General features: G+C 74.6%; 13 protein-coding genes. 7 read left to right on the top strand and 6 right to left on the bottom strand.

All coding sequences use genetic code 11. The features are described from left to right. Positions 1 to 127 precede the first annotated feature (127 nt). The 6 genes from trpC (at position 128) to lgt (ending at position 5,982) form a co-directional block, all read left to right on the top strand. Positions 128 to 937: an indole-3-glycerol phosphate synthase TrpC gene (gene trpC, locus CP981_RS10090; protein WP_085924856.1), complete on the top strand. Its 810-nt coding sequence runs from the start codon at positions 128 to 130 to the stop codon at positions 935 to 937. Between the two features lie 22 nt (positions 938 to 959). Beyond that, positions 960 to 1,253, top strand: a complete 294-nt coding sequence (gene trpM, locus CP981_RS39520; protein ID WP_425282118.1) for a tryptophan biosynthesis modulator TrpM — start codon at positions 960 to 962, stop codon at positions 1,251 to 1,253. 396 nt (positions 1,254 to 1,649) lie between these two features. Next, entirely contained in the window at positions 1,650 to 2,936 is a 1,287-nt protein-coding gene (trpB, locus tag CP981_RS10080) for a tryptophan synthase subunit beta (RefSeq protein WP_085924855.1), read from the top strand. Then, the gene (gene trpA / locus CP981_RS10075) at positions 2,933 to 3,751 is read left to right on the top strand and encodes a tryptophan synthase subunit alpha (RefSeq protein ID WP_085924854.1); all 819 of its coding nucleotides are present in this window, start codon (positions 2,933 to 2,935) and stop codon (positions 3,749 to 3,751) included. The genes trpB and trpA overlap by 4 nt, the downstream gene beginning before the upstream one ends. Before the next feature lie 138 nt (positions 3,752 to 3,889). Next, complete coding sequence (locus CP981_RS10070; protein ID WP_085924853.1) at positions 3,890 to 4,789, top strand: DsbA family protein; 900 nt, start codon at positions 3,890 to 3,892, stop codon at positions 4,787 to 4,789. 128 nt (positions 4,790 to 4,917) lie between these two features. Further along, positions 4,918 to 5,982: a prolipoprotein diacylglyceryl transferase gene (gene lgt, locus CP981_RS10065; protein WP_085924852.1), complete on the top strand. Its 1,065-nt coding sequence runs from the start codon at positions 4,918 to 4,920 to the stop codon at positions 5,980 to 5,982. A gap of 85 nt (positions 5,983 to 6,067) precedes the next feature. Here the strand turns inward: lgt and CP981_RS10060 are convergent, their stop codons facing one another. The 6 genes from CP981_RS10060 to CP981_RS10035 are packed head-to-tail and all read right to left on the bottom strand — an operon-like array spanning position 6,068 to position 13,493. Next, a complete protein-coding gene (locus tag CP981_RS10060) occupies positions 6,068 to 7,099 on the bottom strand; it encodes an HpcH/HpaI aldolase/citrate lyase family protein (protein ID WP_085924851.1) in 1,032 nt (343 codons plus the stop codon). After that, a complete protein-coding gene (locus CP981_RS10055) occupies positions 7,096 to 8,352 on the bottom strand; it encodes a CaiB/BaiF CoA transferase family protein (protein ID WP_085924850.1) in 1,257 nt (418 codons plus the stop codon). The genes CP981_RS10060 and CP981_RS10055 overlap by 4 nt, the downstream gene beginning before the upstream one ends. Continuing rightward, positions 8,349 to 9,809, bottom strand: a complete 1,461-nt coding sequence (locus CP981_RS10050) for an ADP-ribosylglycohydrolase family protein (protein ID WP_085924849.1) — start codon at positions 9,807 to 9,809, stop codon at positions 8,349 to 8,351. The genes CP981_RS10055 and CP981_RS10050 overlap by 4 nt, the downstream gene beginning before the upstream one ends. Continuing rightward, positions 9,806 to 11,110: an ADP-ribosylglycohydrolase family protein gene (locus CP981_RS10045; RefSeq protein WP_244329608.1), complete on the bottom strand. Its 1,305-nt coding sequence runs from the start codon at positions 11,108 to 11,110 to the stop codon at positions 9,806 to 9,808. Before CP981_RS10045 ends, CP981_RS10050 begins: the two co-directional genes overlap by 4 nt. After that, on the bottom strand, positions 11,107 to 12,390 hold the full coding sequence (locus CP981_RS10040; RefSeq protein ID WP_085924848.1) for an ADP-ribosylglycohydrolase family protein: 1,284 nt from the start codon (positions 12,388 to 12,390) through the stop codon (positions 11,107 to 11,109). The genes CP981_RS10045 and CP981_RS10040 overlap by 4 nt, the downstream gene beginning before the upstream one ends. Further along, positions 12,387 to 13,493, bottom strand: coding sequence for an ADP-ribosylglycohydrolase family protein (locus CP981_RS10035; RefSeq protein WP_244329607.1), 1,107 nt, complete (start codon positions 13,491 to 13,493; stop codon positions 12,387 to 12,389). The genes CP981_RS10040 and CP981_RS10035 overlap by 4 nt, the downstream gene beginning before the upstream one ends. Positions 13,494 to 13,855: 362 nt before the next feature. Between CP981_RS10035 and CP981_RS10030 the strand changes: the two genes are divergently transcribed. Next, entirely contained in the window at positions 13,856 to 14,587 is a 732-nt protein-coding gene (locus CP981_RS10030) for a VIT1/CCC1 transporter family protein (RefSeq protein WP_085924912.1), read from the top strand. The last annotated feature ends 226 nt before the right edge of the window (positions 14,588 to 14,813 follow it).

The raw sequence follows: 14,813 nt of genomic DNA, 5'->3' as shown, positions 1-14,813 counted from the left end.
TCCAGGTCGTGGGATCGCGGTCCACCGGATGTGAGACCTGCCTCGCTTGGCGGATACCATCGGAGTGCCGGATGGGACCGTTCGTCCGGGGGACCGTCCACCACCGCTCCAGAAGGAGGCCGCTCGCGTGAGTGTGCTCGACGAGATCATCGACGGCGTCCGCGCCGACCTCGCAGAGCGGCAGGCGCGGGTGAGCCTCGACGAACTCAAGGAGCGGGCCCAGAAGGCGCGCCCCGCGAAGGACGGCGTCGCCGCGCTCAAGGGCGAGAGCGTCACGGTGATCTGCGAGGTCAAGCGCTCCAGCCCCTCCAAGGGCGCGCTCGCCGCGATCGCCGACCCGGCCGGTCTGGCCGCCGACTACGAGGCGGGCGGCGCGGCCGTCATCTCCGTCCTCACCGAGCAGCGCAAGTTCGGCGGTTCGCTGGCCGACCTGGAGGCCGTCCGCGCCAAGGTCGACATCCCCGTACTGCGCAAGGACTTCATCGTCACCGCCTACCAGCTGTGGGAGGCCCGTGCCTACGGCGCCGACCTCGCGCTGCTGATCGTCTCCGCGCTGGAGCAGGAGGCGCTGGTCTCGCTGATCGAGCGCGCCGAGTCGATCGGACTGACGCCGCTGGTCGAGGTGCACGACGAGGAAGAGGTCGCCCGCGCGGTGGACGCCGGCGCCAGGATCATCGGCGTCAACGCCCGCAATCTGAAGACCCTGGAGGTCGACCGCGGCAACTTCGCCCGGGTCGCCCCGGAGATCCCCGACCACATCGTCAAGATCGCCGAGTCCGGTGTCCGCGGACCGCACGACCTGATCGCCTACGCCAACGACGGCGCGGACGCGGTGCTGGTCGGCGAGTCGCTGGTCACCGGCAAGGACCCCAAGACCGCGGTCTCCGACCTGGTCGCCGCGGGCTCCCACCCGGCGATCCGGCACGGCCGGTCCTGAGCGCCCGGGACAGCACAGCGACATGACCGCCACCGCCGCAGACCTCCGCTGCCGGGCCCGGGTACCGCACCCGGGCCCGGCCGGGGTGCGCGCCGGGGCGGCCGTCCGCGTTCCCTGCCCGGTGGTGCCGGTCCACGGCTTCCCGACCGCCCCGCACCGGCGCCGCCCCGACCCGAAGCGCTGTGCGCTGCCGCCGTGGCACCGGGGCTGCCGGGCGCCCGCCCGGCGGGTCCACGGGCGCCGGGTCAGGTATCACATCGGTTCCGAGCCGGGACAGATCAACGGCATGCGATGGCGACCGGGGTCCGCGCGCTGACGCGCCGGCCCCGTCCGGGCACCGGGACACCGGGGGACGCAGCGGTCAACTGACCGCCTGCGCCCCCCCCACCCCCGAACCCACCCCCCGCCCCTCCCCCCCTCCCCGAAGGGGGAGGGGGGGAGGGGGCGGGGGAGCGCCCCAGTCCGGGTCGGGGAGCGCCCCGGCCGGGTCGGGGAGTGCCCCGCCGTCGGGGAGCGCCCCGGCCGGGTCGGGGAGTGCCCCGCCGTCGGGGAGCACGCCGTCCGGGTCCCGCGACGCCCACCGGCCTCCGCGAGCGCCCGTGCCACTGCGCAGTGGCAACGGCCCGCCCGCTTCGCGCGCGCCGCATACCGTGATGCCCATCCCGCCACCACTGGACTTCCGGGGCCGTTGCCCCGGCGAGGAGTGCGTCTGATGTCCGCCGATTTCTTCCTTCCCGATCCCGAGGGTCGGGTGCCGAACCCCGAAGGCTATTTCGGTGCGTTCGGCGGCAAGTTCATTCCCGAGGCGCTGGTCGCCGCGGTCGACGAGGTCGCCGCGGAGTACGAGAAGGCCAAGGGGGACGCCGCGTTCGCGGCCGAGCTCAACGACCTGATGGTCAACTACACCGGGCGCCCCAGCGCGCTCACCGAGGTGCCGCGGTTCGCCGAGCACGCCGGCGGGGCCCGGGTGTTCCTCAAGCGCGAGGACCTCAACCACACCGGCTCCCACAAGATCAACAACGTGCTGGGCCAGGCGCTGCTCACCAAGCGGATGGGCAAGACCCGGGTCATCGCCGAGACCGGCGCGGGCCAGCACGGCGTGGCCACCGCCACCGCCTGTGCCCTGTTCGGCCTCGAATGCACCATCTACATGGGCGAGATCGACACCCAGCGGCAGGCCCTCAACGTCGCCCGGATGCGGATGCTCGGCGCCGAGGTCATCGCCGTGAAGTCCGGCAGCCGCACCCTCAAGGACGCCATCAACGAGGCCTTCCGCGACTGGGTCGCCAACGTCGACCGCACCCACTACCTGTTCGGGACCGTCGCCGGACCGCACCCGTTCCCCGCGATGGTGCGCGATTTCCACCGCGTCATCGGCGTCGAGGCGCGCCGCCAGATCCTGGAGCGCGCCGGCCGGCTGCCGGACGCCGCGGTCGCCTGTGTCGGCGGCGGCTCCAACGCCATCGGCCTCTTCCACGCCTTCATCCCGGACGCCGGGGTGCGGCTGATCGGCTGTGAGCCCGCGGGCCACGGCATCGAGACCGGCGAGCACGCGGCCACGCTGAGCGCCGGTGAGCCGGGAATCCTGCACGGGTCGCGGAGTTACGTCCTCCAGGACGACGAGGGTCAGATCACCGAGCCGTACTCCATCTCGGCCGGTCTCGACTACCCGGGCATCGGGCCCGAGCACGCCTTCCTCAAGGACAGCGGCCGCGGTGAGTACCGCGCCGTCACCGACGACGCCGCGATGCAGGCGCTGCGTCTGCTCTCCAGGACCGAGGGCATCATCCCCGCCATCGAGAGCGCGCATGCCCTCGCCGGCGCCCTGGAGGCCGGCCGGGAGCTCGGCAAGGACGGCCTGATCGTCGTCAATCTGTCCGGGCGCGGCGACAAGGACATGGACACCGCCGCCCGCTACTTCAGCCTCTACGACACGGACGCCGCCGTCGAGGCGGACGCCGGCACCGAGGACGCGGAGATCGAGGGGGACGCCAAGTGAGCGGGAACATCAAGCTGTTGAGTGACACCCTCGCCGCCGCGAAGGCCGAGGGCCGGTCCGCGCTCATCGCCTACCTGCCGGCCGGGTTCCCGACCGTCGACGGCGGTATCGAGGCGGCCAAGGCCGTCTTCGACGGCGGCGCGGACGTCGTGGAGGTCGGGCTGCCGCACAGCGACCCGGTGCTCGACGGCCCGGTCATCCAGACCGCCGACGACATCGCCCTGCGGGGCGGGGTGAAGATCGCCGACGTCATGCGGACGGTGCGCGAGGCCCATCAGGCCACCGGCAAGCCCGTCCTGGTGATGACGTACTGGAATCCGATCGACCGCTACGGCATCGAGCGCTTCACCGCCGAGCTCGCCGAGGCGGGCGGCGCGGGCTGCATCCTGCCCGACCTGCCGGTCCAGGAGTCCGCGGTCTGGCGGGAGCACGCCGACAAGCACGGTCTCGCCACCGTCTTCGTCGTCGCCCCCAGCAGCAAGGACGCCCGGCTCGCCGAGATCACCGCGGCCGGTTCGGGCTTTGTGTACGCCGCTTCGCTGATGGGCGTCACGGGCACCCGTGCGTCGGTGGGCGAGCAGGCGCAGGACCTCGTGCGGCGCACCAAGGCCACCACCGGGCTGCCGGTCTGCGTCGGCCTCGGGGTCTCCAACGCCGAACAGGCCGCCGAGGTGGCCCGGTTCGCGGACGGGGTGATCGTCGGCTCGGCGTTCGTCAAGCTGCTGCTGGCGGCGGACGGCGATCTGACGGCCGGTCTCGCCGGGGTCCGCAGCCTGGCGGGCGAGCTGGCCGAGGGCGTGCGCAAGCGCTCCTGACGGCGGGGCGGGCGGCCGGGCCGGGCGGGACGCGGGCCCGGCCGCTGTCCCTCGATAGGGCGAACAGCTGTCCCTCGATAGGGCGAACATCGGTGCGGAGGGGTGCGGCGGCACCCCTCCGCTTCGTTGTCCAGGGGCGTGAGCCAGAAGAATCATGAGGGTAAGAAATCCGCCCGCGAGCGACTCCAGGAACAGCGGGACAAGGAGAAGGCCCGCGCCCGGCGCGGCCGCCAGGCGATCGTCGCGGGGGCGGTGGTGGTGGTGCTGGCGGTGGCCGGCGGCATCGCCGTCTGGGCGTCGTCGTCCTCCGAGAAACCAGCCGCCAACGACAACGAGGTCGCCGTCCCGAAGCAGGCCAGCGACGGCGCCCGGCCCGCCGTCCCGGTCGGCGCGTCCGGTGCCCCCGCCACACTCACGGTGTGGGAGGACTTCCGCTGTCCCGCCTGCCAGCAGTTCGAGACCGGCTTCCGCCCGGTCATCCATGAGCTGGAGGACTCCGGCCGGCTCAAGAGCGAGTACCACCTCGTGACCATCATCGACGGCAACGCCGGCGGCCAGGGGTCCCGGAACGCCGCCAACGCCGCCCTGTGCGCCCAGGACGCCGGGAAGTTCCGCGCGTACCACGACGTCCTCTACTCCCACCAGCCGCCCGAGCCGCAGGACAAGTTCGCCGACAAGCAGTACCTCCTCCAACTGGCCGGCAAGGTCAAGGGGTTGGTGACCCCCGCCTTCACCAAGTGCGTCAATGACGGCAGGTACAACCGCTTCGTGCAGAAGTCCAGCGACGCCTTCGCCTCCTCCGGCTACCGCGGCACCCCGACCGTTCTGCTCAACGGCAAGGACCTGTCGAAGGAGAAGGGCGGTCAGCTCAGCCCCGCCGACCTCAAGAAGATGGTGCTGGACGCCGGCAAGTCCAGGCAGCCGGGGAAGCAGAGCGCCGCACCGCACACCGGCTCCTCGCCCCAGGGCAGGCACACCGGAAGGAGCGCCGCACCCCGGGCGGAGCCGCCCGCCGGGGCCGTCGCGCCCTCGCCGTAGACGGGCCCACCGGCGCCGACTGCCGGTGTGGACACGGAGCGTCATGGCGCGGGGACGGGGTCGTTACGCAGCCGTAGCCGGGCCGGGTTGCCGCCGACCCCGCCCGGCGCGGTAGCGTCGTCCCTGCCATGGACCTCGCATTCATTCCCAGCCCGTCGGTCGGCGTCGTACATCTCGGCCCGATCCCGCTGCGCGGCTACGCGTTCTGCATCATCATCGGCGTCTTCGTCGGCGTCTGGCTCGGCAACAAGCGCTGGGTGCAGCGCGGCGGCCGCTCCGGAACCGTCGCGGACATCGCCGTATGGGCCGTCCCCTTCGGGCTGGTCGGCGGCCGTCTCTACCACGTCATCACGACGTACGAGCCGTACTTCGGCCCGAACGGCCACCCGCTCGACGCCTTCAAGGTGTGGGAGGGCGGCCTCGGCATCTGGGGCGCGGTGGCGCTCGGCGCGGTCGGCGCCTGGATCGGCTGCCGCCGGCGCGGTATCCCGCTCCCCGCGTACGCCGACGCGCTCGCGCCCGGCCTGGCCCTCGGGCAGGCGATCGGCCGCTGGGGCAACTGGTTCAACCAGGAGCTCTACGGCAAGCCGACCGATGTGCCGTGGGCGCTGGAGATCAGCTCCGACCCGGCCATCGGCCGCATCGGCGGCACCTACCACCCGACCTTCCTCTACGAGTGCCTGTGGTGCATCGGCGTCGCGGCGCTGGTCATCTGGGCCGACAAGCGCTTCCGGCTCGGCCACGGACGGGCCTTCGCCCTCTACGTCGCCGCGTACTGCGCGGGCCGCGCCTGGATCGAGTACATGCGGGTCGACGAGGCGCACCACATCCTGGGCCTGCGGCTGAACGTCTGGGTCGCGCTGATCGTCCTCGTCCTCGCCGTCGTCTACTTCGTGATCTCCGCCAAGAAGGCCCCCGGCCGGGAAGCGGTCGTCGAACCGGGTGCGGAGTCCGTCGAGGGCGCGGACGGTGACACCGCGGAGAGCGGTACGGAAGAAGCCGCCGAGAAGGCCGGGGTCCCGGTCGAGAAGCCGGCGGTGAAGACCGCGGCCGACGACGAGGCGGAGTCCGGTGCCGACGCGGCCGAGGAGTCCGCGACGGACGCGTCCGGCGACAAGAAGTCCGAGGACACGGCGGATGAGCCCGCCGCGGACGCCAAGCCGGCCGGCAGCGGCAGCACCAAGAAGCCCTGAGGCGGCCCCGGCCGCCGTACGCGCCGGGCGGACCCGACAACGGGTTCGCCCGGCGCTGTGCTGTCCGGACCCGGCGGCCCGGCGGTCAGTTCCGGCGCCCGGCCAGGTCCAGCACCCGCCGGGCGCCCGCGACCACCGCCGCGTCCACGAACCGGCCGTCCGGCAGCGCCAGCGCCCCGCCCTCCGCCATGGCGGCCCGCACGATCTCCTGGGCCTCGGCGACCTCCTCCGCCGAGGGGAGGTAGGCCGCCTCGATCACCGGGAGCTGGCGGGGGTGGATCGCCGCCCGGCCCAGGAAGCCCAGTGCCCGGCCCCGGGCGCAGGACCGGGCCAGCCCGTCGAGGTCGTGGACGTCCGGGTGGACCGACTGCGGCGGCGGGGCCAGACCGGCCGCGCGGGCGGCGACCACGGCCCGGCTGCGCGGCCACGCCAGCCCCGCGTCGTCCCGCACCCCCAGCTCCCCGCACAGATCGGCCTCGCCGAGCGCGATCCCGCGCAGCGCCGGATGCGCGGTGGCGATGGCGAAGGCGTGCTCGATGCCCAGCGCGGATTCGAGCAGCGCGTACAGGGCCGGGGTGGCGGGCAGTGCGCTCGCGGCGGGCGGGGCCTCGGGGGCGAGGGTGGCGGTGCTGCCGGGGGGCGTACGGACCGGGGCGAGGTGGTCCGGGGCGAGGTGGTCCGCGCGGGTGTGCCCGGCCGGTGGTACGGGGCCTTCGGCGGCGTACGGGACGTGTTCGGGTACCGGCTCCAGGGCCGTCGTCGCCCAGCCGGCGGCGCGGTGGACATCGGCCGGGCCCTGCACCTTGGGCAGCCGGAGACCGGCCAGGCCCGGCAGCGCCGCGAGGGTGCGGATCTCGTGTGCGGCGAGCGGGCCGTCCAGCGCGTTGACGCGGACATGGACCGGTACCGGCAGCGGGGCGCCCAGCAGCTCGGCGGTGGCCCGCAGCGCATGGTCCTTGCGGTCCGGGGCGACCGCGTCCTCCAGGTCGACCACGACCACATCGGCCCCGCAGCCGAGCGCCTTGGCGACCACGTCAGGGCGGTCCCCGGGCACATAGAGCCAGGTCAGCGGGGTGGGGGCGGGTGTCTGGCGGGGGGCCTGGGGCGCCGGCCTCACAGCGCACCCGCCGTGCGCAGCCCGGCGATCTCCGCGTCGGTCAGCCCGAGTCCGGCCAGCACCTCGTCCGTGTCCGCGCCGTGCGGGCGGCCCGCCCACCGGATGGCGCCCGGTGTCTCGGAGAGCCGGAAGAGGACGTTCTGCATCCGGACCGTGCCGAGTTCATCGTCCGGGACCTCGGTGATCGATCCCAGCGCCGCGTACTGCGGGTCCGCCATCACCTCGCGGATGTCGTAGATGGGTGCCACGGCCGCCTCGGCCTTCTCGAAGGCGGCCAGCACCTCGGCCCGGTCGTGCCGGGCGATCCAGTCACCGACCGCGGTGTCCAGCTCCTCGGCGTGCCGGGCCCGCCCCTCGCCGGTCGCGAACCAGGGCTCGTCGATCACCTCGGGCCGGCCGACCAGCCGCATCACCCGCCCGGCGACCGACTCGGCCGAGGTGGAGACCGCCACCCAGGAGCCGTCGGCGGTGCGGTAGGTGTTGCGCGGGGCGACGTTCGCCGAGCGGTTGCCGGTCCGCGGCTGGACATGGCCGAGCTGGTCGTACCAGAGCGGCTGCGGACCGAGGACCGTCAGAATCGGTTCGATCAGGGCCAGATCGACGACCTGGCCGCGGCCGGTGGCGTCCCGCGCGCGCAGCGCGGCCATTACGGCGTACGACGTGGTCAGCGCGGCGATCGCGTCGGCGAGACCGAACGGCGGCAGGGTCGGCGGCCCGTCCGGCTCCCCGGTGATCGCGGCGAAACCGCTCATCGCCTCGGCGAGGGTGCCGAACCCGGGGCGCCGGGCGTACGGGCCGAACTGCCCGAAGCCGGTGACCCGGGCCAGCACCAGCCGCGGGTTGACCGCGGACAGCTCGTCCCAGCCCAGGCCCCAGCGCTCCAGGGTCCCGGGCCGGAAGTTCTCGACGACCACATCGGCCCCGGCGGCGAGCCGCAGCAGTACGTCCCGGCCGCCGGGGTGGGACAGATCGAGCGTCATGGTTCGCTTGTTGCGGCCCAGCAGCTTCCACCACAGGCCGATGCCGTCCTTGGTGGGCCCGTGGCCGCGGGACGGGTCGGGCCGGTGCGGATGCTCGATCTTGATCACCTCGGCGCCGAAGTCGCCCAGCAGGGTGGCGGCGAGCGGGCCGGCGAACAGCGTGGCGAGATCGAGCACCCGCAGCCCGGTGAGCGGGCCGGCGGCGGGGGATCCGGGGGCGGTGCCGTCGTCGGCGGTGGGCCGGGGCGCCCCGGACTGGGAGGGGTCGGTCATGGTGCGGGGGCCTTCGTTCGGTGGGCGGGGGTACCGGGCACGACCAGCGCGGCGGTGCGCGCGGCGAGGGCGTCGAAGCCGATGCCGTCCAGCCCGCGGACGCTGGTGGCCAGCCGGTTGCGCAGCGGTGCGGTCCAGCGGGCGGGCAGCGCCCCGGGCGACCCGGCGAGCAGGCCGGTCAGCGACCCGGCGGTGGCGCCGTTCGAGTCGGTGTCCCAACCGCCCGACACCACACGGCAGATGGAGCCGCTGAAGTCGCCGTCGGCGTGGGTGAGCGCGGCGGCCAGCAGCGCCGCGTTGGGCACGGCGTGCACCCAGTGGTGGTGTCCGTAGGCGCTGTGCAGCCGGTCGACGACGGTCGCGAAGCCGGCCGGGGTGCCGGTGGGTTCGGCCCGCGCCAGTGCGATACCGCGGCGGACGGCCCGCGCGAGCCGGGAGCGCGCGGGGAGCACGGCCAGCCCGGCGCGCAGCGCGCCGTGCACCTCGGTGCCGCCGCCGGCCGCCGCGGCGAGCGCGGCGGCCACGAACATCGCGGCGTACACCCCGTTCGCGGTATGGCTGAGCGTGGCGTCCCGCCAGGCCTGGGCCGCGGCGGCCGCCGGGTCGCCGGGGTGGGTCCAGCCGTGGACGTCGGCGCGGATCTGGGCGCCGATCCACTCCCGGAACGGGTTGCGGTACCGGGCGGTGTGCGGCGGCTCGATGCCGTCGAGGAGGTTGCGGTACGCCAGGCGCTCGGCGGTGAAGGTCCGGCCGGCCGGCAGTTCGTCCAGCCACAGCCGCGCCACGTCGGCCGTGGTGAAGCCGGGGCCGTGGCGTTCGAGGAGCAGCAGGCCCAGGAGCGGGTAGTTGAGGTCGTCGTCCTCGGGCATGCCGTCGATGTTCCCGGCGAGTGAGGTGGCGCGGCTGCGACGGTTCCACGGGTGGCGGGCGGCCACCGCCGGGTCGAGTCCGGCCTCGGTGAAGTACCCGTCCAGCGGCCAGTTTCCGGTCGAGCGGGCGAGCGCCCGGATCCCGTCGAGCGGCAGTTTCTCGACGGGTTTGCCGAGCAGACAGCCGGCCGCCCGCCCGAGCCAGGCGGCCTCCAGCCGGGCGGTCGGCACCTTGCTGCCCGGGCTCGGCCCACCCTCCTCGGGCCACGGCGCCCACTCCCGCTGGATCGCCGTCAGCTCGGTGGGCTCATCGGCCGCCGACGGGCAGGGCAGCAGGGCCAGTTCGTCGAGCAGCGCCCCGGCGAGCGTACGCAGGGCCGGACCGGCCGGGCCGGGGGAGGCGCCCGCCCGGCCCGGTGCCGTCGTACCGCCCGCCGTCCGCCACCGCCGCGCGAGCCCGGCGGCGTCCCGGCCGTCCTCCGCCGCCTGGCGCAGTTCGTGCCCGACCAGGTCCTCGGGCTGCACCCAGGTCACCCGGAGCGGCGCCGCGGGCGCGGGCCGGGCGGGCGCCGCCGCCGTGGCCGTCACGGCCCGACCGCCTCCGTCATCGCCGGGATCGCCGAGATCGCGGTGAAGGCCTGATCATGGGTGCGGGCGCGGGCCCGGTCGCGGGTGAAGACCTCCCGTGCGACGGCGGCCAGCGCGGCGCCGGGCGCTTCCAGATCGAGGCGGCTGGCGCGGGCGACCTCCGTGCTCCACTCGGCCGGTACCGCCTCCGCGCCGCGCAGCGCGCCGACCAGCGCGCCGCTCATGGTGGCGATCGAGTCGCAGTCGCGGCCGTAGTTGACCGAGCCGAGGACCGTGGACCGGAAGTCGCCGCCGCCGATCAGCAACATGCCCAGGGCGATGGGGAGTTCCTCGATGGCGTGCAGCCGGGAGGGCCGCCGGGCGCCGAGCGACGGGTTGCGGTAGTCGGGGCCGACCGTGTCGAAGGGGGCGACCGCCGCGCGCAGCGGGGCCGGTGCCGAAGCCGGGTCGGTGACCGAGGACGCCGCCTCACAGACCGCCTCGATCGCGGCCCGGGTGCCGTCCTTGGCGAGCCGCAGCGCCTGGACGACGACCGAGGACGGGGTCGCGTCCGGGATGAACGCGGCGGCCACCGCCGCGGCGAACACCCCCGCCGCCTCCCGCCCGTACGAGGACTGATGGGCCCCGGCGATGTCCAGCGCCTCGGCGTAGGCCCGGTCGGGGTTGCCGGCGTTGACGATGCCGACCGGCGCCATGTACATCGCCGCACCACAGTTGACGATGTTCCCGACGCCCGCCTCGCGCGGATCCGCGTGCCCGTAGTGCAGCCGCGCCACGATCCACTTCTCGGCGAGGAAGATCCGCTGCACCGGCAGCGCCTCGGCCTCCAGCTCCGGGATCCAGCGCGGGGTGCCGATCAGATCCGGTACCAGGTGGTCGGCGATGTCGTAGGCGTCGAGGTGGTCGCGCACGGCCTCGTAGACCCGCACCAGCGCATGGGTCATCAGGGTGTCGTCGGTGACATGGCCGTCGCCCTTGTGGTACGGCGCGAGCGGGCGGGCGGTGCGCCAGTCGTCGTGGAACGGGCCGACGATGCCCTCGACCCGGCCGCCGTGCCGCTGCACGATCTCCTCCGGTGTCCGGCCCTCCACCGGCCCGCCGAGCGCATCGCCGACGGCGGCGCCGACCAGCGCGCCGGTCGCCCGGTCCTCCAGGGTCGGGGGGACGGGCGCGACGGGGGGCACCGGGTTCACCGGCGACGGCTTGGCGACCACGGTGACGGGGGTGACCGGCAGGATCCGGGTGGCCTGCGGGTCGGCCGTGGGCGCCGCGGCCGGTGTCTGCTCGCTTGCGTACGTCATGTGCGGGTGAGTCCTTCCACGGTGGGGGAGGGGGCGGGAGCCAGAAGGGCGCCGGAGACGGCTTCCGGACGGGCCGGCGGGGGCGCCGCGGCGGCTTCGGGCGCGGTCAGCTCCGTACGGGCGAGCAACCCGGCCAGCTCGACCAGGTCCGTGCCGGCCAGCCGCGGCAGCGCACAGCCGGACAGCACCCGGCAGGCGTCGCGCCAGGTGCGGGGCAGCGCGTGCGCACCGCCGAGCGCTCCGGTCAGCGCTCCGGCGAGGGCCGGGGCGGAGTCGGCGACCCGGGAGAGACAGGCGGCGGCCGGTACCGCCTCGGCGACCCGCCCGTCCGTCGCGAGGGCCAGTGCCAGCGCCACCGGGACGGTCTCGGCCGCGGCGATGCCGTAGCTGTAGACGTGGTCGACGATCTCGTGCTCCAGCACGGGCACCAGGGCGAAGGCGGTGCCGGGGCGGCCGGGCGGGCCGTCGGTGGCGAAGGACCGGGCGAGCCGGACCGCGTGCAGGGCGTTGCGGCGGATCTCGGTGCCGTCGGGGAGCTGGTCCAGCGCCGCGTCCACACAGCCGCCGGCCGCCGTGCCGCCGAGCGCGGCGGCGACCGCGGCGGCCATCGCCCGCGCCCCGTGCACCCCGTCGCCGTCCTGGGTGTAGCGCGCGTCGTACTCGGCCAGTTCGGCGGCGGCGGACGGCTCGCCGGGGTGCACCACGGCCAGGACGGCGGCGCGTACACAGGCCGCGTCGTCGAAGTAGTGCGGGTTGTCATGGCCGGTGGCGGGCGGCCGCAGCCCGGCGGCGAGGTTGCCGAGCCCGGCCCGTACGGAGATCCGGGCGCGCAGCGGCAGCACTGCGGACTCGACCTCGGGCGCCCGGTCGGCGGCCGCGGCTACCTCGTTGGCCAGCGCGTTCCAGGCGAGATCGACGGCGGCCCGCATCCGGCGGTCCCGGCCCAGGTCGCTGAGGGGAGCGCCGGCCGCGGTGAGCACCGACTCGGCGGTGAAGGCGGCCCACTCGGCGTCGTCGGAGGGGCCCAATCGCAGCGGTTCGGGCGGCTGGTTGAGGGCGATCGGCACCGGCAGCGTGGTGGTCGCGTTCTGCTCGGCGAAGGTGTCCAGCTCCCGGGTCAGCCGCCGGGTCCACTCCGGCATCCGCGCCGCCCGGTGCCGGGCCGCCGGCCATCCCGCGGCGTCCCCCGCGGCCACCCCGAGCAGCAGCCCCTCGATACGGCTGCGCGCCCCGGCAAGGTCGCCGGGCCCGGCGTCGTTCACCGCTTCCCGGCCGTTCACCGGGCGCCCACCACGTCCTCGGCGACCGCCCCGGCACCGGGCCCCACTGCGGCATCCGCCCGCGGGCCCGCCCCCTGCGCGGTCAGCAGCTCCGCGATGTCCAGCACGTGATAGCCCGCCATCGACGGCAGACAGCTGCCGCGCGCTGGGCCGATGGCGGCGGCCCAGGCCTCGGGGATCGCCGCGGCGCCGCACAGCGCCCCGGCCAGCGCACCGGCGACGGCCGCCGTGGTGTCGGCGTCGCGCCCCATGTTGACCGCGGTCAGCACCGAGGCGGAGAAGTCACCGCGGGCCGCCTCGAACGCGCCGAAGGCCAGGCCGACGGCCTCCGGCGCCAGATCCGTCCACGGGTAGCCGCCGATCACGACGGCGGAGCGCACCGCGCGCTCGGTGCCGAGCTGGGTGATGCCCGGGGTGTGCCGGGAGCGCTGGGCGGCCCCGACCGCACGGCGCAGCGAACGGGCGGTCCAGGAGTCCTCCGGCACGACGGACAGCGCGGCGGCGATCACCGCGTCGGTGGAGGAGGCGACCAGGGCAGTGGCGACGCCGGCGGCCACCGCCCGGCCGCCGTAGATCCCCTCGCCGTCGTGGCTGACCGTGCCGTCGATGGCCACCAGCCGGGCGGCCTCGGCGGGCCGCCCGGCGGCGAACACCCCGAACGGCGCGGCGCGCATCGCCAGCCCGTCGCTCCAGGCGTGCCGGTGCTGGGCGGAGATGGGCGCGGCCAGGCCACGGCGCAGGTTCTCCAGGGTGCCGCGCTCACTGAAGCCCGCACCGCGGAACGGCCCCTCGTCACGGTCGGCGATCCACTGGTGCCAGGCGGCCTCGACCTGGGCGACGGTCAGCGCCGAGCCGTGCGCGGCCAGCAGCAGCCCCGAGAAGATCGCGTACTCGGTGTCATCGGTGCCGGCCGGGTCGTCCTCGACATACCCCTCGATCCGGCCCCAGCGGCGGCGGATCTGCGAGGGCTTCATGTTCTCCGCGGGGGCGCCGAGCGCATCACCGACGGCGAGCCCGAGCAGCGCGCCGCGGGCCCGGTCGCGGACGGCGTCGCCCACGCCGGGCCCGGCCGGTTCCACGGGCGGAGGGTGCGCTGCGCTCATGTGCGTGCCGTTCTGTCGTACGGGCCGGACCGCCGCCGGGCCCGCAGGGCGGCCGCCCGGCTGCGGACCGCTGCGCTGTATCCGTGCCACGCGACGGCCCGGCTCTCCTGTCCCGGGCGGCAGGGTCACCCGGTCGACCGCCCCGGACGGCCCCGGAGGGGTGTGTCCGGCTGGCCCCGTACGGGTGTGTGACCCGGATCTCATCGCCGACCTCGCGGAAAAACCGCAGGTCAGCGCGGTAAGTTCGGCCTTCCTTGCTAGCGGAGAAGGCCAGGAGCCGCATAACTTCGAAGCGTTGGAGGGGGAAGTGCCGCCATCGGCCCACACCTCGCTCGCAGGGAGTAGGTACCGATATGTCCGTCATGGAGATCATGGACGCCGCGGCGCCGACGCATGTCGCCCACCGTGACAACCACACCCACCGCGATGTGAACGGCGGCTGGCTGCGCCCCGCCGTCTTCGGTGCGATGGACGGGCTGGTCTCGAATGTCGCCCTGATGACGGGCGCCGCCGGCGGTGCGCTGCCGCAGCAGGCGATCATCATCACCGGCCTCGCGGGCCTGGCGGCCGGCGCCTTCTCGATGGCGGCGGGGGAGTACACCTCGGTCGCCTCGCAGCGCGAGCTGGTGCAGGCCGAGCTGGATATCGAGCGCGCAGAACTGCGCAAGCATCCGAAGGACGAGCTGGAGGAGCTGGCGGCCCTCTACCAGTCGCGCGGGGTCGAGCCGGCGCTCGCCCGGCAGGTCGCCGAACAGCTCTCCAGGGACCCGGAGCAGGCCCTGGAGATCCATGCCCGCGAGGAGTTGGGCATCGACCCGTCCGACCTTCCTTCGCCTGCTGTTGCCGCGATTTCCTCCTTCGGATCGTTTGCGTTGGGCGCGCTGTTGCCTGTCCTTCCTTACCTGTTGGGGGCGTCCGCCATCTGGCCCGCGGTGCTGCTCGCGCTGGTCGGACTGTTTGCCTGCGGGGCGGTCGTGGCGCGTGTGACGGCGCGTTCCTGGTGGTTCAGCGGGCTGCGTCAACTGGTCCTCGGCGGTGCGGCCGCGGGTGTGACGTACGTCCTGGGAGCACTGTTCGGAACCGTCGTAGGGTGACGTGTCATACGGGTGACTGCATAATTACAGCGTTACCCAGCGGTTTCGGTTTGTTGACGGCCGGGCATAAGGCCCAGGCGTCGCGGGCAATGTCGCTCGCCGAACGCCGCCTTGTGGGACGGCCTCGTTTCCGTCCGCGTACTGACTCACCGCAGGTGCGGTGTCCGCATGTTGGAAGCCCCTTTTCGCTTTTTGAGAAGGGAGTCATCCTGTAACCTGCACGAAA

This window comes from Streptomyces platensis (genome assembly GCF_008704855.1).
GTDB classification, from domain to species: Bacteria; Actinomycetota; Actinomycetes; order Streptomycetales; family Streptomycetaceae; genus Streptomyces; species Streptomyces platensis.
This window is presented reverse-complemented; position numbering and strand designations above follow the sequence as displayed.